Annotated in this window: 15 protein-coding genes; 5 read left to right on the forward strand and 10 right to left on the reverse strand. The window is 66.6% G+C overall.

Annotation, left to right across the window (positions count from 1 at the left end):
* Positions 1-57: 57 nt before the first annotated feature.
* Both ACIQC0_RS06135 and ACIQC0_RS06140 read left to right on the forward strand, forming a co-directional pair.
* Positions 58-1,398 (forward strand): glutamine synthetase family protein, encoded by a 1,341-nt coding sequence (locus ACIQC0_RS06135; protein WP_377217058.1) that lies wholly within the window; start codon positions 58-60, stop codon positions 1,396-1,398.
* A 10-nt stretch (positions 1,399-1,408) separates the two neighbouring features.
* A complete protein-coding gene (locus ACIQC0_RS06140; RefSeq protein WP_400533362.1) occupies positions 1,409-4,420 on the forward strand; it encodes a bifunctional [glutamine synthetase] adenylyltransferase/[glutamine synthetase]-adenylyl-L-tyrosine phosphorylase in 3,012 nt (1,003 codons plus the stop codon).
* Positions 4,421-4,790: 370 nt separating this feature from the next.
* On the opposite strand, the gene glnA is transcribed toward ACIQC0_RS06140, so the two are convergent.
* Positions 4,791-6,215, reverse strand: a complete 1,425-nt coding sequence (glnA, locus tag ACIQC0_RS06145; RefSeq protein WP_018763577.1) for a type I glutamate--ammonia ligase — start codon at positions 6,213-6,215, stop codon at positions 4,791-4,793.
* Between the two features lie 297 nt (positions 6,216-6,512).
* On the opposite strand from glnA, the gene ACIQC0_RS06150 reads away from it, so the two are divergent.
* Complete coding sequence (locus ACIQC0_RS06150) at positions 6,513-6,950, forward strand: RDD family protein (RefSeq protein WP_400533365.1); 438 nt, start codon at positions 6,513-6,515, stop codon at positions 6,948-6,950.
* 38 nt (positions 6,951-6,988) lie between these two features.
* Here the strand turns inward: ACIQC0_RS06150 and ACIQC0_RS06155 are convergent, their stop codons facing one another.
* From ACIQC0_RS06155 to lipB, 4 genes are all read right to left on the reverse strand, one after another.
* Positions 6,989-7,360 (reverse strand): DUF3817 domain-containing protein, encoded by a 372-nt coding sequence (locus ACIQC0_RS06155; protein ID WP_400533367.1) that lies wholly within the window; start codon positions 7,358-7,360, stop codon positions 6,989-6,991.
* A gap of 83 nt (positions 7,361-7,443) precedes the next feature.
* Positions 7,444-8,196, reverse strand: a complete 753-nt coding sequence (locus tag ACIQC0_RS06160; protein ID WP_400533369.1) for a DUF4191 domain-containing protein — start codon at positions 8,194-8,196, stop codon at positions 7,444-7,446.
* Positions 8,197-8,231: 35 nt separating this feature from the next.
* Positions 8,232-9,245 carry a lipoyl synthase gene (lipA, locus tag ACIQC0_RS06165; RefSeq protein WP_400533371.1) on the reverse strand — a complete coding sequence of 338 codons (1,014 nt, stop codon included), beginning with the start codon at positions 9,243-9,245 and terminating at the stop codon, positions 8,232-8,234.
* A complete protein-coding gene (gene lipB / locus ACIQC0_RS06170) occupies positions 9,242-9,910 on the reverse strand; it encodes a lipoyl(octanoyl) transferase LipB (protein WP_400533373.1) in 669 nt (222 codons plus the stop codon). The genes lipA and lipB overlap by 4 nt, the downstream gene beginning before the upstream one ends.
* Positions 9,911-10,048: 138 nt before the next feature.
* Here lipB and ACIQC0_RS06175 point away from each other — a divergent pair, with 138 nt between their 5' ends.
* Positions 10,049-11,743, forward strand: coding sequence for a serine/threonine protein kinase (locus ACIQC0_RS06175; protein ID WP_400533375.1), 1,695 nt, complete (start codon positions 10,049-10,051; stop codon positions 11,741-11,743).
* A 28-nt stretch (positions 11,744-11,771) separates the two neighbouring features.
* Here the strand turns inward: ACIQC0_RS06175 and ACIQC0_RS06180 are convergent, their stop codons facing one another.
* On the reverse strand, positions 11,772-12,668 hold the full coding sequence (locus tag ACIQC0_RS06180; protein ID WP_377215899.1) for a TIGR01777 family oxidoreductase: 897 nt from the start codon (positions 12,666-12,668) through the stop codon (positions 11,772-11,774).
* 71 nt (positions 12,669-12,739) lie between these two features.
* On the opposite strand from ACIQC0_RS06180, the gene ACIQC0_RS06185 reads away from it, so the two are divergent.
* On the forward strand, positions 12,740-16,198 hold the full coding sequence (locus ACIQC0_RS06185) for a S41 family peptidase (protein WP_400533377.1): 3,459 nt from the start codon (positions 12,740-12,742) through the stop codon (positions 16,196-16,198).
* Between the two features lie 82 nt (positions 16,199-16,280).
* Here ACIQC0_RS06185 and ACIQC0_RS06190 read toward each other — a convergent pair whose 3' ends face one another.
* From ACIQC0_RS06190 to lpdA, 4 genes are all read right to left on the reverse strand, one after another.
* Positions 16,281-16,709, reverse strand: coding sequence for an OsmC family protein (locus ACIQC0_RS06190; RefSeq protein WP_400533379.1), 429 nt, complete (start codon positions 16,707-16,709; stop codon positions 16,281-16,283).
* A 188-nt stretch (positions 16,710-16,897) separates the two neighbouring features.
* Complete coding sequence (locus ACIQC0_RS06195; protein WP_377215527.1) at positions 16,898-17,248, reverse strand: hypothetical protein; 351 nt, start codon at positions 17,246-17,248, stop codon at positions 16,898-16,900.
* Between the two features lie 160 nt (positions 17,249-17,408).
* Positions 17,409-19,163, reverse strand: a complete 1,755-nt coding sequence (gene sucB, locus ACIQC0_RS06200; protein ID WP_400533381.1) for a 2-oxoglutarate dehydrogenase, E2 component, dihydrolipoamide succinyltransferase — start codon at positions 19,161-19,163, stop codon at positions 17,409-17,411.
* Between the two features lie 115 nt (positions 19,164-19,278).
* Positions 19,279-20,661: a dihydrolipoyl dehydrogenase gene (gene lpdA, locus ACIQC0_RS06205; RefSeq protein WP_400533383.1), complete on the reverse strand. Its 1,383-nt coding sequence runs from the start codon at positions 20,659-20,661 to the stop codon at positions 19,279-19,281.
* Between the last annotated feature and the right edge of the window lie 38 nt (positions 20,662-20,699).

Below are 20,699 nucleotides of genomic sequence, written 5' to 3' on the forward strand. Positions count from 1 at the left end.
CCCCGCTGCCCGTATCCCGGAGCGGGAGCATGGACGTTGACCGGAGAAGAGGCCACCATGGACCGCCAGCAAGAGTTTGTCCTGCGCACGATCGAAGAGCGCGACGTACGTTTCGTGCGCCTCTGGTTCACCGACGTCGTTGGCTCCCTGAAGTCCGTAGCGCTGGCCCCGGCCGAAGTGGAGGGTGCGTTCGAGGAAGGACTCGGCTTCGACGGGTCCTCGATCGAAGGCCTTGCTCGCGTGTTCGAGTCGGACATGCTTCTGCAGCCGGACCCGGCGACCTTCCAGATCCTGCCGTGGCGCGGCGAGACGGAGCAGACCTCCCGTATGTTCTGCGACATTTTGACGCCCGACGGCGAGCCCTCCACCGCTGATCCGCGCAACGTCCTGAAGCGGACCCTGGCCAAGGCCGCGGACATGGGCTTTACCTGCTACACGCACCCCGAGATCGAGTTCTACCTCCTCAAGTCGCAGGACCTTGGCCCGGACGGCGCGCCGGTCCCGGTGGACGAGGGCGGCTACTTCGACCACGTTCCCGGCGGCGTGGCCCAGGATTTCCGCCGCACCGCAGTCACCATGCTGGAATCGGTCGGGATCTCGGTGGAGTTCAGCCACCACGAAGGCGGCCCCGGCCAGAACGAGATCGACCTTCGTTACGCGGACGCCCTCCAGACGGCCGACAACATCATGACGTTCCGCACGGTCATCAAGGAAGTGGCCCTCCAGCAGGGCACCTACGCCACCTTCATGCCCAAGCCGTTCACCGCCCACCCAGGCTCCGGCATGCACACCCACTTTTCGCTGTTTGAAGGCGACACCAACGCGTTTTTCGAGGCCGGTGCCGAGTACCAGCTGTCCCGGACTGCCCGGCAGTTCATCGCCGGCATCCTCAAGCACGCACCGGAGTTCACGGCGGTGACCAACCAGTTCGTGAACTCGTACAAGCGGCTGTGGGGCGGCGGCGAGGCCCCCAGCTACCTCAGCTGGGGGCACAACAACCGTTCGGCCCTGGTGCGCGTTCCGTTGTACAAGCCCGGCAAGGGCCAGTCCGCCCGGATCGAATACCGCGGCATCGATTCGGCAGCCAATCCGTACCTCGCCTACGCCGTGCTGCTCGGCGCCGGCCTGAAGGGAATCGAGGAAGGCTACGACCTGCCCGCCGCTGCCGAGGACGACGTCTGGTCCCTCAGCTCCGCCGAACGTCGTGCCATGGGGCATGACCCGCTGCCGGCCAGCCTCCACGACGCGATCCGGTCCATGGAGGACTCCGACCTGATGCCTCAGATCCTGGGTGAGCAGGTCTTTGAACACTTCCTGCGGAACAAGCGGGCCGAGTGGCAGGATTACCGGCTCCAGGTGACGCCTTACGAGTTGCAGCGCAACCTCGGCATCCTCTAAGGCTGCGGGCGTGAGCCTGGCGCGCCGCCTCATCGCGGCCGGTTTCAGCGACCTTGAAAAAGGGGAGCGGTTTCTTGCTGCCCGGGAGCTGGAGGGGCTGGACCAGGACAAGCTGTTCGGCGGCCTCCAGATGGCAGCGAGCCCGGACACTGCGCTGCAGTCCCTGGTCAGGCTGATCGAGAAACACCCGGCACTGCGGGAGCTGGCCTCGGCAGATCCGGAGCAGAGCGAGCCGCTCTACCGGGTGCTTGGGGCGTCCGAGGCACTGGGCGAGTTCCTCATCCGGCATCCCGAGCATCTCGACGCCTTCGACGTAAGGCCCAGTCCCGAGCCGGTCCAGGCCGATCCCGCGGAACTTCGGGCTGCCCTGCTGCGGTCCGTGGGCGCAGATCCGCGGGCAGCGCGGCCGGTGGCAGGCTTGACGGGCGTGGACGCCTACGCGGCGCTCCGCACTGCCTATCGCCGGGGGGTGGTGGACCTGGCGGTCAAGGACCTTTGCGCCGCCGACCCGCTCGACTTCCTGCCCGCCGTCGGCGGCGAACTGGCCGATCTGGCGGGGGCGGCGATCGAAGCCGCCCTGGCTGTCTCCCGTGCCGAAGCGGCGGGCCAACACGGCGAAGGCGAGGTGGCCGGCGTCGGACTTTCCGTTATTGGAATGGGCAAATGCGGTGCCCGGGAGCTGAATTATATTTCCGACGTCGATGTCATCTACGTCGTCGACCCCGGCGACTTGGGGGATGCCCAGGCGAACACGATCGGGACGGCGCTGGCCAGCGGCATTTCGCGCGCCATTTCGTCGGCGGCACGTGAACCGGGGCTGTGGGAAGTGGACGCGAACCTTCGGCCTGAGGGAAAATCCGGGCCGCTGGTGCGGACGCTCGCCTCGCACGAGTCCTACTATGCGCGGTGGGCCGAGAGCTGGGAGTTTCAGGCGCTGCTCAAGGCGCGGCACATCGCCGGCGATGCCGAGCTGGGGCGGCGCTACGAGGACGCGGTCGCGCCGCTGATCTGGAGTTCGGCCGGACGGGACGGCTTCGTCGAATCCGTGCAGGCCATGCGGCGCAGGGTCACCGAACACATCCCTTCGGCAGAAGAGGCCCGGCAGATCAAGCTGGGACGGGGAGGCCTGCGGGACGTCGAGTTCACCGTGCAGTTGCTGCAGCTGGTGCACGGCAAGGCGGATGAATCATTACGACGGCGGGACACCACCTCGGCGATCGCCGCCCTTTCGAACGGCGGCTATATTGGCCGGTCGGATGCCGCCGCGTTCGACAACGCCTACCGCTACCTGCGGCTGCTGGAGCACCGCATCCAGCTGTTCCAGCTTCGGCGCACGCACCTCATGCCTGTGACGGAACCGGCACTGCGGACGTTGGCCAAGGGCGTGCTGGGGCCGTTCTCCACCGACCGTCCGCACCCCGACGCCCTCGTGGCTGCCTGGCAGAAGACGAAGAAGTCCGTCCGGGAGCTGCACGAACGGATCTTCTACCGGCCGCTGCTGAATACGGCGGCGAAACTCAGCAGCGAGGACGCCCGGCTCACGCCGGAGGCGGCCCAAGGGCGGCTCGCCGCGCTTGGCTACCGCGATCCACAGGGGGCCATGCGTCATATCGAGGCCCTGACCGCCGGGGTAAGCCGGCGCGCTGCCCTGCAACGGCAACTGCTGCCTGTCCTCCTGGACTGGCTCGCCGAAGGCGTGGACCCGGACGCGGGGCTGCTGGCGTTCCGCCGGATCAGCGAATCCCTGGGCACAACGCATTGGTATTTAGGCCTGCTGCGCGACTCGAATGCCGCCGCCGAACGGCTTTGCCACATGCTCTCCAACTCGAGGCTGATTTCGGACCTCCTTGAGGTTTCGCCTGAATCGGTGGCCTGGCTTGGCCAGGACAAGGATTTGGCGCCGTTGTCCTTTGAGGCACAGTGGCAGGAGATCACTGCCAAGATGGCGCGGCACTCTGACCCGGAGAGCGCGATGCGTTTGATCCGCTTGATCCGGCGCCGGGAGACCCTTCGCATCGCGATCGCGGACTCCGCCGGGCTGGTGGACCAAGACCGGGTGGGAACAGCACTGGCGGACGCGGACCGGGCGGCCGTGCTCGGCGCCTTGCGTGTTGCCGAGGGCATTGTTGCGGGCTCTGGGCCGCTGATGACCGCCGTGCTCGTGGTGGCCATGGGCCGCCAGGGCGGACGCGAGATCGGATACGGTTCCGACGCCGATGTCATGTATGTCCACCGCGCGCTGCCGAATTATTCCGAGGAGGAAGCCCGGGAACAGGCCCTGCGGATTGTCGGCAAGGTTTCCAGCCTGCTCACGCAGCCGCTGAAGCCTGCAATCATGGCTGAGCGTGTCCTGCAGATCGATGCTGACCTGCGGCCGGAGGGAAAGAACGGGCCGATGGTGCGGTCGCTGGACTCGTTCGCTGAGTACTACCGCCGGTGGTCGCTGATTTGGGAGGCGCAGGCGCTGCTCCGTGCCCGGCCCATGGCCGGTGATGACGGGCTCGCGGCCGACTTCATCCAGCTGGTCGATCCCATCCGGTACCCGGAATCCGTGTCGGAGCAGGATATCCGGGAAATCAGGAGGGTGAAGGCCCGGGTCGAGGCGGAACGGCTGCCGCGCGGGGCCGATCCTGCCCGGCACCTCAAGCTGGGACGTGGTGGCCTTAGCGACGTTGAGTGGCTGGTCCAGCTCCTGCAGCTCCAGCACGCCGGCGCGCATCCGGAACTGCGGACCACTTCCACCGTGGAAGCACTCGAGGCGGCCGCCGGCCTGGGCCTCGTGGAACGGGATGACGCCGACATCCTGGCCAGGGCTTGGCGGCTGGCAGGCAGGATCCGCTCCGCCAACGTTATCTGGAACGGAAAAGCGTCCGATCTGCTGCCGTCTTCCCGCCGGGACCTGGAGGCCGTGGCCCGCTGGTGCGGGTATGAACCCGGACATGCGGCGGTACTGGAGGAAGACTACCTCCGGGTGAGCCGGCAGGCGCGGGCCGTGTTTGAGCGGGTCTTCTACGGACACTGATCTTCTGCGACACTGACCTGCGAAGGGCAGAAGCTATACCCGGGAGATGTAAAGGGCAGGGCGCGCGCCGCCGCCCGCAGCTTATGGCGTGAGTCGTGGCGACCTCCGCCGGGTAGGGTAGCCGGCAGCGAAAGGGCGGCCGCCAGCATGGCCACGAGCGTCGTTTTGGGTGTGAAGTTGTTCCCCATAGCCGTTGAGTCTTCCACGCACGCGGGCGCGTCCGACCGGAAACGCACACCTTGGTCAAATCCTGCGCCGGGCTGGGCAGCAGGAAAGGGCTGGCTCCGGACTTACGCCCGGAACCAGCCCTTTCTTCGCCTCATACTCGCGGACGGTGCAGGTCTACGCCTGCTCCAGCCGCGTATTCGGACTAGACGCCGTAGTAGAGCTCGAACTCGTAGGGGTTCGGGCGGAGTGACAGCGGGCGGATCTCGTTCTCGTACTTGTACTCGATCCAAGTGTCGATCAGGTCCTGGGTGAAGACGCCGCCGGCCTGCAGGAACTCGTTGTCCTCACGCAGTGCCTCGAGTGCTTCTTCCAGGGTGCCCGGCGCCTTGGGGATGTCCTTGGCCTCTTCGGCAGGGAGCTCGTAGAGGTCCTTGTCGATCGGTGCCGGGGGCTCGATGCGGTTGCGGATGCCGTCGATGCCGGCCATCAGCTGGGCAGCGAATGCCAGGTACGGGTTGGAGGAGGGGTCCGGAGCGCGGAATTCGATGCGCTTGGCCTTCGGGTTGGAACCGGTGATCGGGATACGGATACCGGCGGAGCGGTTGCCCTGCGAGTAGACCATGTTGACCGGGGCTTCGAAGCCCTTGACCAGACGGCGGTAGGAGTTCACCGTGGGGTTGGTGAAGGCCAGGACGGCGGAGGCGTGCTTGAGCAGGCCACCGATGTACCAGCGGGCAGTGTCGGACAGCCCGGCGTAGCCCTTTTCGTCGTAGAACAGCGGCTCGCCACCGTTCCAGAGCGACTGGTGGCAGTGCATGCCGGAGCCGTTGTCGCCAAAGACCGGCTTGGGCATGAAGGTCACGGACTTGCCCCAGGCGTCTGCGGTGTTCTTGATGACGTACTTGAACTTCTGCAGGTCATCGGCAGCGTGGGTCAGGGTGGTGAACTTGTAGTTGATCTCGGCCTGGCCGGCGGAGCCCACTTCGTGGTGGCTGCGCTCGACCTCGAGGCCGGCTTCGTCCAAGGCAACACACATGGCGTCGCGCAGGTCAGCCTGCTTGTCCGTGGGGGACACGGGGAAGTAACCGCCCTTGACGGGGGTCTTGTAGCCGAGGTTTCCGCCCTCTTCCTCGCGGCCGGTGTTCCAGTGCGCTTCTTCGGAGTCGATCTTGTAGAAGCTGCCCTGCGGGGAGGACTGGTACTGGACGTTGTCGAAGACGAAGAACTCGGCTTCGGGGGCGAAGAATGCGGTGTCGGCGATGCCGGTGGAAGCGAGATAGGCCTCGGCCTTCTCGGCAACACCGCGGGGGTCGCGGTGGTAGGGGTCGCCGGTGCGCGGGTTGACGATGGAGAAGTTCAGCGCGAGGGTCTTCTCCATGCGGAAGGTGTCCAGGAAAGCGGTGGTGACGTCCGGGATCAGCTGCATGTCGGATTCGGCGATGCCCTGGAAGCCGCGGATGGAAGATCCGTCGAAGAGCTGGCCGTTGACGAAGAAGTCAGCGTCGACACTCTTGGCGGGAACGTTAAAGTGCTGCTGGACGCCCGGAAGGTCGGTGAAGCGGATATCGACGAATTTAACATCCTCGTCCTTGATGAACTTGAGGACTTCGTCCGCAGTCTTGAACATCTATGCTCCTAACGCATATGTAAATATGTGGCATGCAGCCAGCTGATCCAGCGCAATCCAAACGCAGGGGAGCCGTTACGGCCTACCCTGCGCGTGTTGTCCTGCGGGGGTCAACGCCCCCGCCTGTGGGGATCGCTTGAAACTGCTAACAGCCTATGGACATGGCATTTCCCGTCCATGTCCGCATTGTTTCGGGCACGTTACAGAATGCCCTGATATCTCCACGCTATCGGGTGTCCATACTGTGGTCCAGAAGCATCCACAGTATGGGCGGGGTTCTGCCGGTAAACTTGCATGGTGGTAGATCGCAAAGATATTGGCTCGTGGCTCACCGGGCCGGACACTTCCGGCATCTCACGGTACCCAGGTGCGCGCCTGGGACTTCCCGAATCGGGGCCGGGTTCCGTCGCCCGCGCTGGCCGGCGGATCGCAGCGATTGCCGTCGACTGGGGCGTGGCCATGCTGATCGCTGGTTTCGCGTTCGAAGGGGACCGGTGGGCGACCCTGGCGATCTTCGCCGTCGAACAGGCGCTTCTGGTCGGGACGCTGGGGTACAGCATCGGCCACCGCGTCATGGGAATTTCCGTCAGGCGCCTGGCAGGCGGAACGCCCGGGCCGTTGGCAGGATTGGTGCGCGCCCTGCTGCTGTGCCTGGTGGTTCCAGCAGTCATTTTTGACGCTGACCACCGTGGCCTGCACGACAAAGCGATGAATACGGTCCTCGTCCGGAACTGACGGAGGTCCGCCTCAGCCGGGACGCGGTCCCGGCCTGGCTAGTGGCTGCTCCCTTCGAGCACGGATCCGGCGGCGCTTGCCTTGGCCGTTTCGGCCGAGTCCGCAGCACCGAGGAAGCCCCGGTTGCCGGCCCAGCGTTCAAAGAGCAGGGTGGCGAAGGGAAAGATGGCCGACAGGCCCGCGAAGAACGCCACCCTGAACGGCCACCGCAGCATCCGCCACAAGGCAAGTGCGGCGAGACCGTAGGCCATGAAGAGCGCCCCGTGGACGGGGCCGGCGACCTGCACGCCAAGTTCGGTGGTGCCGGCGATCCATTTGAAATACATCCCCACCAGCAGCGCTGCCCAGCTGACGGCCTCGGCCACGGCGAGCACACGGAAGATGCGGAGGACGGTGTTGTTCAGCGGCAAGACGGGTTCCTTAGGTGCAGTACGGATGACGGCGGGCAGAAAAAGCCCCGGTCCAGGCAAGTGCCGGAACCGGGGCGGGGAATCTAGCGGCCGCGGCTGGGACGCGCCTTATAGGGATCGATGCCCTTCGGAATGGGAAGCCGGTTGCCCAGCGAAGAGATCCGCTTGGATACGGCATTCACCTCGAGCTTGGTCAGCTCCTTTTTCAGCTTGCCCATGTGCCTGGCCAGCTGGTTCAGCGGCACCTGCCCTTCACCGCGGCCGCTCTCGATGACGTGCACGGTGACGTTGGGAAGGATGCGGGCCAGGCGCTTGCGCTCGGCATCCAGGAGAGGCTTGACGCGGTGCGTGGGGCCCTCGCTGATCAGCACGACGCCGGGCCGGCCAATGGCGCGGAACACGGCATCCTGCGTGCGCGGGTTAACAGCAACAGGCTGCTCTTCGGTGATCCAGCCGCGGCGCAGGGTTCCGAGGGCGGCGCCAGAAGCGCCGGGCTGGTTCTCAATCTGGGCGAATGCGGCACGCTCTGCCCTGCGCGACAGAATGAAGGTTGCGGCCAGGAGGCCCAGCGGAATACCGATGATGAGACCGGTGATCCAGTTGTCCAGCAGGAATCCCACCAGGAAGCTGACGGCCACGATGCCCAGGAAAACCGCGAGCATCAGCCACGGGACCATGGGGTCGTGCCGGCGGGTCATGTTGAAGACCTCGCGGATCTGCTTGAGCCGGCTGGGCTTCTTGGCCTTGGGCGCTTTGGGCTTGCGGGAGAAGAGCCCGCGCTTCTGCGCGCCGGAATCTGCCGGAGTGGAATTGCTGGAATCAGGGGATTTCGCCATAGTTCCTTAATTCTACGTGACCCGGCGTTGGGGTTTTAGCGGGCGAGGAGGCTGGCGGCTTCCTGGCGGGTGGTGCCGGAGTCCTGGATGCCTTCGGCGATGTGGGCGAGGTGTTCGGGGATTTCGCGTCCCTTTTTGCGCATGGCGGTGGCCCAGAGCCGGCCGGCCCGGTAGGAGGACCGGACCAGGGGCCCGGACATCACGCCGAGGAACCCCAGTTCCAGTGCCTCGTCCTGGAGGTCTACGAATTCCTGGGGCTTGACCCACCGGTCCACGGGCAGGTGCCGCTCGGACGGGCGCAGGTACTGGGTGATGGTGATCAGGTCACACCCGGCCCCGTGCAGGTCCCGCAGGGCCTCGGAGATTTCCTCGCGGGTTTCGCCCATGCCCAGGATCAGGTTGGACTTGGTGACCATGCCCAGGTTCCGGCCCTGGGTGATGACATCCAGGGACCGCTCGTACCGGAACGCGGGCCGGATCCGCTTGAAAATCCGGGGCACGGTCTCGACGTTGTGCGCGAACACCTCCGGGGCCGAATCGCAGATCGCCGCGATGTGCTCCGGCTTCCCGGAAAAGTCAGGGATCAGCAGCTCCACGCCGGTGCCGGGGTTCAGTTCGTGGATCTTCCGGACCGTTTCGGCGTACAGCCACACACCCTCATCGGCCAGGTCATCACGGGCCACCCCGGTCACGGTCGCGTAGCGCAGGTTCATCGACTGCACCGACCGGGCCACCTTGGTCGGTTCGAACATGTCCACCGGGGACGGTTTGCCGGTATCGATCTGGCAAAAATCACACCGCCGGGTGCACTCGGACCCGCCAATCAGGAACGTCGCCTCCCGGTCCTCCCAGCACTCGAAAATGTTCGGGCAGCCGGCCTCCTCACACACCGTGTGCAGGCCCTCTTTCTTGACCAGGTTCTTGAGCCCGACGAACTCCGGCCCCATCTGGACCTTCGCCTTAATCCACTCCGGCTTCCGCTCCACCGGGACAGCCGCGTTACGCTGCTCAATCCGCAGCATCTTCCGGCCCTCAGGTGCCAATGTCACTGTAAAACTCCTTCGGGGACGGCCACGAGGGCTTCTTCGTGCTTCTTCAGTTCCTCGACGATCCTGTCGACGAGATCCGCGGGGGCCACGTCCCTGCCCGTTTCCCGGGCAATGGTGGTCACACCCGCGTCGGTGATTCCGCACGCGATGATCTGGCCGTAGGGGGCCAGATCGTTATTGCAGTTGATGGCAAACCCGTGCATGGTGACGCTCTCGTGGACGCGGATCCCGATCGCAGCGATCTTACGGTCCGGGCCATTGGCATCAGCCTTGATCCACACTCCGGCCCGGCCCTTGATTCGGTCCGCCTCGATGCCATAGTCCGCCAGGACGGCGATGATCACGGCTTCGAGCCGCTCCACATAGTCACGGATTCCCGCCCGGTTCTTAAGTTTGATGATGGGGTAGCCCACCAGCTGGCCGGGACCGTGCCAGGTGAGTTTGCCGCCACGGTCCACGGGGACCACTGGTGTGCCGTCAAAAGGCCGTTCGTGGTCCTCTGTCCGTTTGCCGGCTGTGTACACGGCTGCGTGTTCCAGGAGCAGGACTGTGCTCGGCGCTTCGCCCGCCACCACTTTGGCGTGGAGTTCGCTTTGGATTTCCCAACCACGGGTGTAGTCGACGAAATCAGGGGCAAGACCGAGCTGTGAAAACTCAAGAGTCATGCCTTCAAGCTTAGACCCCGCAGCGTATGGCGCCTGATTTAGTGCTTAAACTCACCGCGGCCCGGCACTCTTCTGCTCCGGTCCTGCAGCCTGTGGAAAACTTCTGCAGGCCGTCGGGAATTCCGTTAGACATAAGGCATGGATGGTGCAAAGGCTCCGGACGTTCCCGGATTCAGCGTTGACCGGTTGCTGGGGCGCGGCAGCAGCGCCACCGTATGGCTGGTGCGCCAGGAGCATACAGGGCTCAGGTTCGCGATGAAGTGCTTTGACGGCGGTGCCCCGCCCCAGGATGCCAGGGATATTCTTTCGGACTCATTGACCGCGGACGGGATCCGGCGCGAAATCCGTATCCTCTCTGTCCTGGAACACCCTCACCTGGTACGGGCTCACAAGGCGGTCACGGTGATCGGTTCCTGCGGTGAATGCCAGGCGCTGCTGATGGATTACGCATCCGGCGGTTCGCTGGCTTCCCTCGTGTCTGCCCGGGGACAACTGACCGTAGGGGAGGTGGTCACCGTCCTCACGCCACTCGCTCAGGTCCTGGGATTCCTGCACGGGAAGGGTATGGCCCATTCGGACGTCTCGCCGGGAAACGTATTGTTCACAGGCCAGGGGAAACCGTTACTTTCCGATCTCGGCATCACCCGCCTGGTCGGGGATCCCGCCGGAAACGCCGGCCACGGCACACCTGGATTCACGGACCCCGTGCCGGTGGATGCGGTCCGGGCAGGACTCCACCCGGAGGGCGATGTTTATGGGGCGGCTGCCGTGGGCTGGTTTTGTCTGACAGGCAGTGCCCCGCCCCGGTCCGCCGTGCGGCCGCCTCTCACACTGCTGCGCCCTGAGGTCCCCAAGGAAATGGCCGCAGCCCTGGAAGCCGGGCTCAATGAGGACCGGCGGTTGCGGCCTGCCGCCGCGGAACTGGCCGCAGCGGTTTACAGGAGCGCCGCGCCGCTGCCGCTGGATCTCGCTGCAGCCGTCCATCCCACCGTGATCCCCGAGTTGCTGACGCGCCGGCATGTCCCCGCGAAGCAAGCCGGCCCGCTCCGGGCGCGGCTGGCCGGCGTGGCCAGGACGTTTACCGCAAAGCTTCCCGGCAGATACAGGCGTCCCCCGCGGATGCCGTTTCCGGCAGTGACACCAGAGACGGCACACGTTCGAGGAAGGCACGCCGCCGAACACCCGAGGCACCACGGCACCGGCACCGGGCCAGCGCGCCGGCCCTCCAGGCTCCGGCCGCTTGCCCTGGGCGCGGTGGCTCTGTTGGCCGCTGCCGGTTGGGGGCTCTCCGCTGGCGTGTCGGCACCGCAGGGCAGTACGGGGTCAGTTGACGGGACCGTGTCATCGCAGGCAACAGGTGCACCGGAGGAAGCAACGAGGGGCGCAGGCACTCCGGAAGAGCGGGCCACTGGACAAGTGAAGGAGGCCAGGAAACTTGCGTCGGCGCCGGATCCCGCCGACGCTGTCCTCGGACTGGCGGCGCTCCGGAGCCTCGCGTTCAGCCTGGGCCGTCCGGAGTTGCTGGACGAAGTCAACCGGACCGGTTCACCCGCGGACGCTGCGGACCGCAGGACGGTGAATCAGCTGATTGCCTCGGACACTGTGCTGGCGGGATTCACCACGGCTCTTTCGGACGTCAGGAGTGAAGCCGGCGCCAGTGGGGGCGGGGCAGTGGTTCAGGCCACCTCCACAACTTCGGCCTACGAGGAGCGGGACTCCACCGGGACGGTGGTGGGCGTGGGCCGGGCAGGCCGGCCCCAGCCACTGCGGCTGGTGCTGGTTTCGGATGCCGGGAACTGGCGCATCACCGAGATTCTTGCCGGGGGTCCCTGACCGGCAGCGGACACCGCTCCGTCGTCGGTCAGCCCTTTCGGCTGGCAACCCATGCCGCTGCAGAGACAACATCCGGGTGTTGCCACACGAATCCCTGACCGGCCAGTACACCGGGCTCCATGCGCTGGCTGGCCAGCAGGAGTTCCTCGGCGAGATCCCGCAGGAGCAGCCGCAGTGCCGGAGCGGGGACGCGCAGCGCAGTCGGCCGGTGAAGCGCCTGGCCCAAGGCGCGGACCAGCGTGTTGACGTCGGCCTGTTCCGGCGCGCAGAGGTTTACGGGGCCGTTCACGGGTGCGGTGAGAAGGAACAGGAACGCCGCGGAGACATCCGGCAGCGTCACCCACGGCCAGTATTGCCGGCCGTTCCCCAGCGGCCCCCCTACTCCTGCCCGCAGCAGGGGCATCAGCCGGCCCAGCGCTCCGCCGGAACGGCTGAGTACCACGCCGGTCCTGGGTGTCACCACGCGGACTCCATCGGGAGCTGACGCTGCCGCTGCTTCCCACTCACGGCAAATCCGGGCCAGGGTCCCGGTTCCCGGCGGTGAGGTCTCCCGCAGGACCGTAGTGCCGCCGTCGCCGTAGTATCCGGAGCCCGACTGGCTGAGGAATACCGGCGGGGGCGAATCCATGCGGTGCATCGCGGCCGCCAGGGTCCGGGTGGGTCCAATGCGCGAGCTGAACAGTTCCGCCACCCGCCTGCGCGTCCACGGCCAGTCCCCGATGCCCGCACCGGAAAGGTTCACGACGGCGTGGGCGCCCTGGAGTGCCGCAGCGTCCAGCCGCCCGGCCGCCGGGTCCCACTCGATTTCCGCCGGGCCGGCCGGCTTCCTGCGGACCAGTCGGACGACGTCGTGTCCTGCCTCCTGGAAGGTATGGGACATGTGGGTGCCGAGAAGGCCGGAAGCTCCGCTAATGACGATGCGCATGGTCCATCCGATCACGTGGGGGCGCCTCAACTGACGCCGGCGGGCCCGAAACGGTTGACTATGATCGTACGATGACCTCTTCGAGCTACTTCCGTTTCCCGCATCTGCACGGCGATCTGGTCACCTTCGTGGCCGAGGACGATGTGTGGACCGCGCCCTTGGACGGGGGACGCGCCTGGCGCGTTTCCGCGCTTCAGCTGCCGGCCCGCAACCCGCGCTTTACCCCGGACGGCAAGCGGCTGGTGTGGACGGTCGTCCAGGGAGCCGCTCCGGAGGTCGTGTCTGCCGAGGTCGGAGGCGGCGGGTACCGCCAGCTGACCTACTTCGGCCATGACACCACCCGAGTAAAGGGCTTCACGGCGAACGGCGCCGTTGTGGTCACCAGCGCCTTCCGCCAGGCCGAAAGCAGGCACACGTACGCGTACAGCGTCCCACTCGACGGCGGCTCTGCCGAAGAGCTTCCCTTCGGACCCGTGGAGTCGGTGGCTTTCGGCCCGGAAGTAGGAGACGAACGCCCGGTGGTGGTCGCCAGCGTCCTCTCACGCGAGCCGGCCTGGTGGAAGCGTTACCGCGGCGGCACCGCAGGGAAGCTGTGGCTTGATTCGGACGGAAACGGGGAATTCGAACGGCTCCTGCCTGAGCTGGACGGCAACCTCACTGATCCCCTCTGGGTGGACGGCCGCATCGCTTTCCTCTCCGACCACGAAGGCTATGGGAACCTCTACTCTGTGCTTCCGAACGGGCAGGACCTGCGCCGGCATACGGACCACCAGGACTTCTACGTCCGCCATGCGTCCACGGACGGAAAGCGTGTGATCTTCGAGTCCGCAGGCGAACTCTGGGTTTTGCCCCACCTGGAGGCTGAAGCTGTCCGCCTCGACATCACCCTGGGGTCGGCTTCGCAGTCCCGGCGCCCGGCGCTGCTCGACGCCGCACGGTACCTGGGAGACGTCGTCCCGGACACGGCGGGACTGGCCAGCGCCGTGGAAGCCCACGGCACGGTCCACTGGGTGCGGCACAAGGATGGCCCCTCCCGGATTATTGAGGCTGCCCCGGGCGTTCGTGCCCGCCTGCCGCGCCCGCTGGGCGATGGCCGAATTGCCTACGTGGCGGACCACGGCGGCGAGGAAGCGCTGTACATCAAGGACATTGCGCCTGATCTTCCTTCGGCGGCAACGGCCGTCCCCGCGGCGGCAGCAGCGACGGCACCGGCAGGGGATGCGGTGCCCCTGCCGCGGCCAGTCCCGGCTGCCGGATCGGCCGCCACCGCGGCCCCCGTCGTTCCCGCGACCGATGAGCAGCGGGCCGACGTGGCGCCCGGCGACTCCGCGGGCGCAGCGGAAGCCCAGCAGAGCCCATCCCGGGGCAAGCGGATTGCGTTCCCAGGGACCTCGCGGGCCAGCGCACTGGAGGCCAGCCCCAACGGCCGGTGGATTGCCGTAGGAACCACTTTTGGTGAGGTCTTCCTGGCCAACACCGGAACCGGCGAACTCGGCCTGCGGGCCAGCATCGGGGAAGGAACCGTGTCGGACCTTGCCTGGTCGGCCGACTCCCGCTGGCTGGCGTGGTCGGAGCCGGTGACCTCCTTCGGCTCGCGCAGCCGCCTGCGCCTGGTGGACGCCACAGCCCCGGACAGCGCACCCGTGGATGTGACGGACGGGCGCTTCCGCGACGCCTCCCCGGCGTTCACCCCGGACGGCAAGTTCCTGGCCTTCCTGTCCAACCGGAGCTTCGACCCGGTGTACGACGGGCATTCCTTTGATCTTTCCTTCCCCAGCCCCATCAAGCCATACCTGGTGGCACTCGCGGCGGATACGCCGTCGCCCTTTGGCCCCGACGTGGATCCTGCCGGGACGGAGCAACCGGAGGAGGCAACGGAGGGAACCGACGGCGGCGCGGCGCCAGCCGTGCGGGTCGATGCCGAAGGACTGGCCCACAGGGTTATCACGGTCCCCGTGCCGCAGGGCAACTACACGGCCCTGAGGGCCACGAGCGGCGCGCTCCTGTGGCTCGACTGGGCCCTTGCCGGCGTGACCGGGGACGGCAAAGCCAGCCAGGAGGACAAGGACGCCCGCCCGTCGCTGGCGCGATTCGACCTCGCCCGCCGGAAGCAGTCCACCCTGGTGGAGGCGCTGGACAGTTACCGGATCTCCGGAGACGGCGCCGCTGTGGTCTTCATCAAGGACAAGCAGGTGACGGCGGTTCCGGCGGACTCCAAGGCGGACGAGGACTCAGGGAAGCTGGTGAAGGTGGACCTTGGGCGTATCCGGGTGATGATGGACCCGGTCAGCGTCTGGGGCCAGGCCTTTGACGAGGCATGGCGGCTGCAGCGTGACTTCTTCTGGGCCGAGGACATGGCCGGGCAGGACTGGGAGGCGGTCCGGATGCGGTACCGCCCGCTCGTGGACCGGCTGGGCTCCCACGACGACCTGGTGGATCTGCTGTGGGAACTGCACGGCGAGCTGGGCACGTCCCACGCCTACGTCCGGCCCGCAGCCGTGACGGAGCGGGGCAGCCGCGGACAGGGCCGGCTGGGCGCCGACCTCACCCTGACGGCATCCGGCTGGGAGATCACCCGCGTCCTTGCCGGTGAGTCGTCCGACCCCCTCGCAACATCGCCGCTGACCCGGCCAGGGGTCGGCGCGAAGGCCGGCGATATCCTCCTGGCCATCGACGGCGTCCCGCTTTCCGCGGAAGTGACCCCGGCCATGCAGCTGGTGGGTGCTGCCGGCCGGGCCGTAGAGCTGACCCTGCTCAACGGCCCCGCCCATGAGGCCGCTGCCGGCACCCAACGCCGTGTCGCCGTCGTACCCGTCAAGGACGAGCAGCGCCTGCGCTACCAGGAATGGGTGGCCGGCAACCGCAGGACCGTGCGGGAAGCCTCGGGCGGCACGTTCGGATACCTGCACGTTCCGGACATGATGGCCAACGGCTGGGCACAGCTGCACCGTGACCTTGACACCGAGACCGCCCTGGACGGGCTGATCGTGGACGTCCGCCGCAACCGGGGCGGTCACACTTCACAGCTGGTGGCCGAACTGATTGGCCGGAAGGTCACCGGGTGGAGCATGCCGCGCGGCGAGAAGCCCCGCACGTACCCGCACCATGCCCCGCGGGGGCCGGTCATCATCCTGGCGGATGAATTCGCCGGTTCGGACGGTGACATCATCACCCAGGTGTCCAAGCTCCGCGGGATCGGTCCCGTCATTGGTACGCGAACCTGGGGTGGCGTGGTGGGCATCGACAACCGGTTCGCCCTGGCCGACGGTACCGGCGTCACCCAGCCGCGGTACGCCACCTGGTTCGGCGGCGGAGTGGGCTGGAGCGTGGAGAACTACGGCGTTGACCCGGACATTGAGGTCGTCTTCCCGCCCCACGCTTACGCGGCCGGCCGCGACCCACAGCTGGAATACGGCATCGGCGCACTGAAGGAAATGATCCAGGAACTGCCCACGGACCGGCCGCCGGCCCGTGAAGGCTACCGTCTGGTGCGCCCGGCGCCGCTCCCTGCACGCAGCCAGGGCATGTAATTCCTGCACGCAAAGGGGCAGTGCAGCGATAAGCCCCTGCCTGGCCGGAGCCGCCGGGCAGGGGCTTATCACTATTCCGGGATTAGGACGCCAAAGTCGCATCCAGGGTGATGTCGATGCTGGCCAGGGCGCCGGACACGGGGCAGCCTACCTTTGCCTCGCCTGCGATTTTCTGGAATTCCTCCTCGGAAATGCCAGGGATCCGCGCCGTCATCGTCAGGTGGCTGCCGGTGATGCCGGTGCCGGGGACAAATGTCACGTCGGCCTTGGTGCGGACTTCCTCGGGCCTGTGGCCGGCCTTATCAAGTTCGTTGCTGAAGGCCATGGAGAAACACGCGGCGTGGGCTGCGGCGATAAGTTCCTCCGGGCTGGTCTTGCCGTCGGCCGCTTCAGTGCGGGCTTTCCAGGTGACGTCGAAGGTTCCCAGGCCTGAGGTTGCCAGGCTGGTTGTACCGGAACCCTCCGTCAGGTTGCCGTTCCATACTGCGTTTGCTGAACGTGTTGCTGCCATGTTCACTCCTCAGGGTCGATGTATACCGGGACAGGCTGCTGCCTGGACCCGCCGTTTTCCATCCTAGGGATTTCACCTGTGGCATGCATCGGCTGTCCGCTGTCAGAGGATTATGACCGGGCCGTTAAACAGACGACGGCGCCGTCTCCTGCGAGGGAGCGTCGCCGTCATCGCTGGGCGCGGGGCGGCTATTGCCAGATCGTCGCGATCGCGATGTTCAGCAGCGCGAGGCCGCCCACGCCGTGCGCGAGGCCGGCGCTGATGGGCTCGTCCTTCTTGTACTTGCGGCGGCCGATGAACGCAAGGACGCCGACAGCCAGTGCAATGGCGAACTTGATGCCGAGTTTGAAGTAGTTCGCGTCCATGTCGAGGGCGGGGATGAGGCCCATGAGTGCGATGCCGGTAAGGAGCTGCAGCATGGCGCCGTCGAACTGGCGGGGGTGGACGGTGGGCTTCTTCATCTGGCCAATCCAGAGGCCGACGATCATGGCCGCGCCGACGATGTGCAGGAAAACCACGATGTTATAGACGATATCCATGTGACCAGTGTAGCCAGTCCTTCTACACCCGGTAGTAGGCCACGCGCAACGTCACGGTGCCGGGTGTGCCACGTCGTTAACGGCCGACGGCGGCCCGGAACCCTGGCGGGATTTCCCGCCGGGTACCGGACCGCCGTCGTGCGGTCATGCGGTCAGGCCGTTACAGCCCCAGGTCCGCCTCGAAGGCTCCCTCTTCGAGGCGCGCCTTCAGCGTCTGCAGGAACCGGCCGGCGTCCGCGCCGTCCACCAGACGGTGGTCGTACGTCAGCGACAGGTACATCATCGAGCGGATCGCGATCGAGTCATCCCCATTTTCATCGGCAACCACCACGGCGCGCTTGACGATGGCGCCGGTGCCCAGAATTCCCACCTGCGGCTGGTTGATGATCGGGGTGTCGAACAGCGCGCCCACCGAACCGATATTGGTGATGCTGAACGTGCCGCCGGAGAGCTCGTCCGGGCCGATTTTCCCGTCACGGGTGCGGGAGGCGACGTCGGCGATCTTGCCGGCGAGGCCGGCGAGGTTCAGGCTGCCTGCATCCGAGATGACCGGAACCAGGAGGCCCTTGTCCGTGTCCACCGCAATCGCCAGGTGCTCGGCGTTGTGGTAGGTGATCTCCTGCTTGTCCTCGTCATAGGCAGCGTTGAGCTTGGGGTGCTGCTTGAGCGCTTCGGCAACAGCCTTGGCAATGAACGGCAGGAACGTCAGCTTGGTGCCGTTCTGGGCCTGGAACGAGTTCTTCGCGCGGGCCCGGAGCTTGGCGACCTTGGTCATGTCCACTTCGTGGACCTGGGTCAGCTGCGTGGAGATTTCCAGGGATTCCCGCATACGGCGGGCGATGACCTGGCGGATGCGGGGCGCCTTCTGGGTGGTGCCACGCAGGGAGGACGCTGCAGCGCCGGCTGCGGCCGGTGCCGGTGCCGCGGCGGCCGAAGCTGCTGCGGGAGCGGCCTTAGCCTCGGCTGCGGCGATGACGTCCTGCTTCCGGATGCGGCCGCCCACGCCGGTCCCGGACAGGCCGGCAATGTCCACGCCGTGCTGATTTGCCAGCTTGCGGACCAGGGGAGTGACGTAGCTGGACTCGGAGCCACCCTCGGCGGCGGCGGGCGCAGCCTTTGGTGCCTCAGCCTTGGGAGCTTCTTCCTTCGGAGCCTCTTCCTTCGGAGCCTCAGGCGCCGGGGCGGCCTTCGGAGCTTCAGCCTGTGGGGCTTCTTCCTGAGGTGCTTCCGGTGCCGGGGCTTCCTCGGCCTTCGGCGCTTCCGCCTTGGGGGCTTCGGCCTTCGGGGCGGCGCCGGATCCGATGACGGCCAGGACGGAGCCAACCTCTGCGGTCTCGTCCTCGTTCACGCGGATTTCCTGGAGGGTGCCTGCCACGGGGGAGGGGATCTCGGTGTCTACCTTGTCGGTGGACACTTCCAGCAGCGGCTCGTCGACCTCGACGGTGTCGCCGACGGCCTTGAGCCATCGGGTGACGGTGCCTTCGGTGACGCTCTCGCCCAGTGCGGGGAGGGTGACCTCGTGGCTGTCGCCGGAAGCCGCGGGGGCTTCCTGGGCCGGTGCTTCGGCGGGTGCATCCGGGGAAGGCGCCTCCGCGGCGGGGGCCTCCTGTGCGGGAGCTTCAGCCGGGGCTTCCTCGGCGGGGGCTTCTTCGGCGGGCGCAGCGGAACCGGTGCCGGAGCCGTCGCCGATGCGGACCAGGGGAGCGCCTACCTCGGCGGTCTCGTCTTCGGCGACCAGGATTTCCTCGATCACGCCGGCGACAGGAGAGGGGATTTCGGTGTCGACTTTGTCGGTGGAGACCTCGAGCAGCGGCTCGTCCACCTCTACCCGGTCACCTACCTGCTTCAGCCAGCGGGTGACGGTTCCTTCGGTGACGCTCTCACCGAGGGCGGGCAAGTTAACGGATTCAGACATGTCGTCCCCGTTCTCCTTATTGATCTTTAGTGCGGATGGTTGCTGCTTAGGTGGAAGCCTAGTGCACCCGGCATGTCGTGCCGGGTGCACCAGGCCCTTTTAGTGCTGGGGGATATCAGCCGTGAAGGGGCTTGCCCGCGAGTGCCAGGTGGGCTTCACCCAGGGACTCGTTCTGGGTCGGGTGGGCGTGCAGCAGCTGGGCCACATCCTCGGGGTAGGCTTCCCAGTTGACGATCAGCTGGGCCTCGCCCACCTGCTCACCCATGCGGGCGCCGATCATGTGGACGCCCACCACGGGGCCGTCCTTCTGGCGGACCAGCTTGACCAGGCCCGCCGTGCCCAGGATGGAGCTCTTGCCGTTGCCGGCAAGGTTGTATTCCTGGGTCTGGACCTGGTCCTCGCCGAACTTCTCCTTGGCGGCCTTTTCGGTGTAGCCCACAGTGGCGATTTCAGGCTCGGAGTAGGTGACCTTGGGGATGTTGATGTCCTCGACGATCACGGGCTTCAGGCCGGCGATCTCCTCGGCCACGAAAATGCCCTGCTGGTAGCCGCGGTGCGCAAGCTGGACGCCGGGAACGATGTCGCCGACGGCGTAGATGTTGCCGACGCCGGTGTGCAGGCGGTCGTTGGTGATGACGAAGCCGCGGTCGATGGTGATGCCGGCTTCCTCGTAGCCGAGGTTGGCGGTGACAGGGCCACGGCCCACTGCGACCAGCAGGAGGTCAGCTTCGAAGGTCTTGCCGTCCACCAGGGTGACCTTGACGCCGTCGTCATTCTGCTCGACGCCCTGGAAGAACACGCCGGTGGAGAACTTGATGCCGCGCTTCTTGAACGCCCGCTCGAAGTTCTTGACGATGGTGGCGTCCTCGTTGGGGACCAGCGAGGGGAGGCCCTCAACGATGGTGACGTCCACGCCGAAGGACTTCCACACCGAGGCGAACTCGACGCCGATGACGCCGCCGCCCAGGATGATGGCGCTCTTGGGGATGGAATCCATCTTCAGGGCTTCGTCGGACGTGATGACCTTGCCACCGATTTCCAGGCCCGGAAGGGTGCGGGAATAGGAACCGGTGGCCAGGACGATGTTCTTGGCCTTGTAGGCGGTGCCGTCCACCACGACGGTGTCGGTGCCCTGGAGCTTGCCTTCGCCCTCGATGACGGTGATGCCCTTGGACTTGATGAGCCCCTGCAGGCCCTTGAACTTGCCGGCGATGATGCCGTCCTTGTACGCGTTGACCGCGTTGATGTCGATGCCGTCCAGGGTGACGTTCACGCCGTACTTGGCGGAGTCACGGGCGTGGTCGGCCAGTTCGGCGGAGTGGAGCAGCGCCTTGGTGGGAATGCAGCCGTTGTGGAGGCAGGTGCCGCCCAGCTTGGCCTTCTCCACGAGGCCGACGGTGAGACCGAGCTGTACGGCCCGCAGCGCCGCAGCGTAACCGCCGCTGCCGCCACCGAGTACCAGGATGTCGAATTCTTGCGCAGTTGCCTGATCGGCCACTTAGACGCTCCCTCGCGTGAACGATGACGCGGTCCTGC

Origin of the sequence: Pseudarthrobacter sp. NPDC092419, from assembly GCF_044755045.1 — a bacterium.
GTDB lineage: Bacteria > Actinomycetota > Actinomycetes > Actinomycetales > Micrococcaceae > Arthrobacter.

Excerpts from the sequence above, each read along its gene's own strand:
- ACIQC0_RS06160 (WP_400533369.1), bottom strand. The coding sequence starts at position 8,196 with ATGGCGAAATCCCCTGATTCCAGCAATTCCACTCCGGCAGATTCCGGC.
- ACIQC0_RS06190 (WP_400533379.1), bottom strand. The coding sequence starts at position 16,709 with ATGGCAGCAACACGTTCAGCAAACGCAGTATGGAACGGCAACCTGACG.
- glnA (WP_018763577.1), bottom strand. The coding sequence starts at position 6,215 with ATGTTCAAGACTGCGGACGAAGTCCTCAAGTTCATCAAGGACGAGGAT.
- lipB (WP_400533373.1), bottom strand. The coding sequence starts at position 9,910 with ATGACTCTTGAGTTTTCACAGCTCGGTCTTGCCCCTGATTTCGTCGAC.
- ACIQC0_RS06185 (WP_400533377.1), top strand. The coding sequence starts at position 12,740 with ATGACCTCTTCGAGCTACTTCCGTTTCCCGCATCTGCACGGCGATCTG.
- ACIQC0_RS06195 (WP_377215527.1), bottom strand. The coding sequence starts at position 17,248 with ATGGATATCGTCTATAACATCGTGGTTTTCCTGCACATCGTCGGCGCG.
- ACIQC0_RS06175 (WP_400533375.1), top strand. The coding sequence starts at position 10,049 with ATGGATGGTGCAAAGGCTCCGGACGTTCCCGGATTCAGCGTTGACCGG.
- sucB (WP_400533381.1), bottom strand. The coding sequence starts at position 19,163 with ATGTCTGAATCCGTTAACTTGCCCGCCCTCGGTGAGAGCGTCACCGAA.
- ACIQC0_RS06135 (WP_377217058.1), top strand. The coding sequence starts at position 58 with ATGGACCGCCAGCAAGAGTTTGTCCTGCGCACGATCGAAGAGCGCGAC.
- ACIQC0_RS06180 (WP_377215899.1), bottom strand. The coding sequence starts at position 12,668 with ATGCGCATCGTCATTAGCGGAGCTTCCGGCCTTCTCGGCACCCACATG.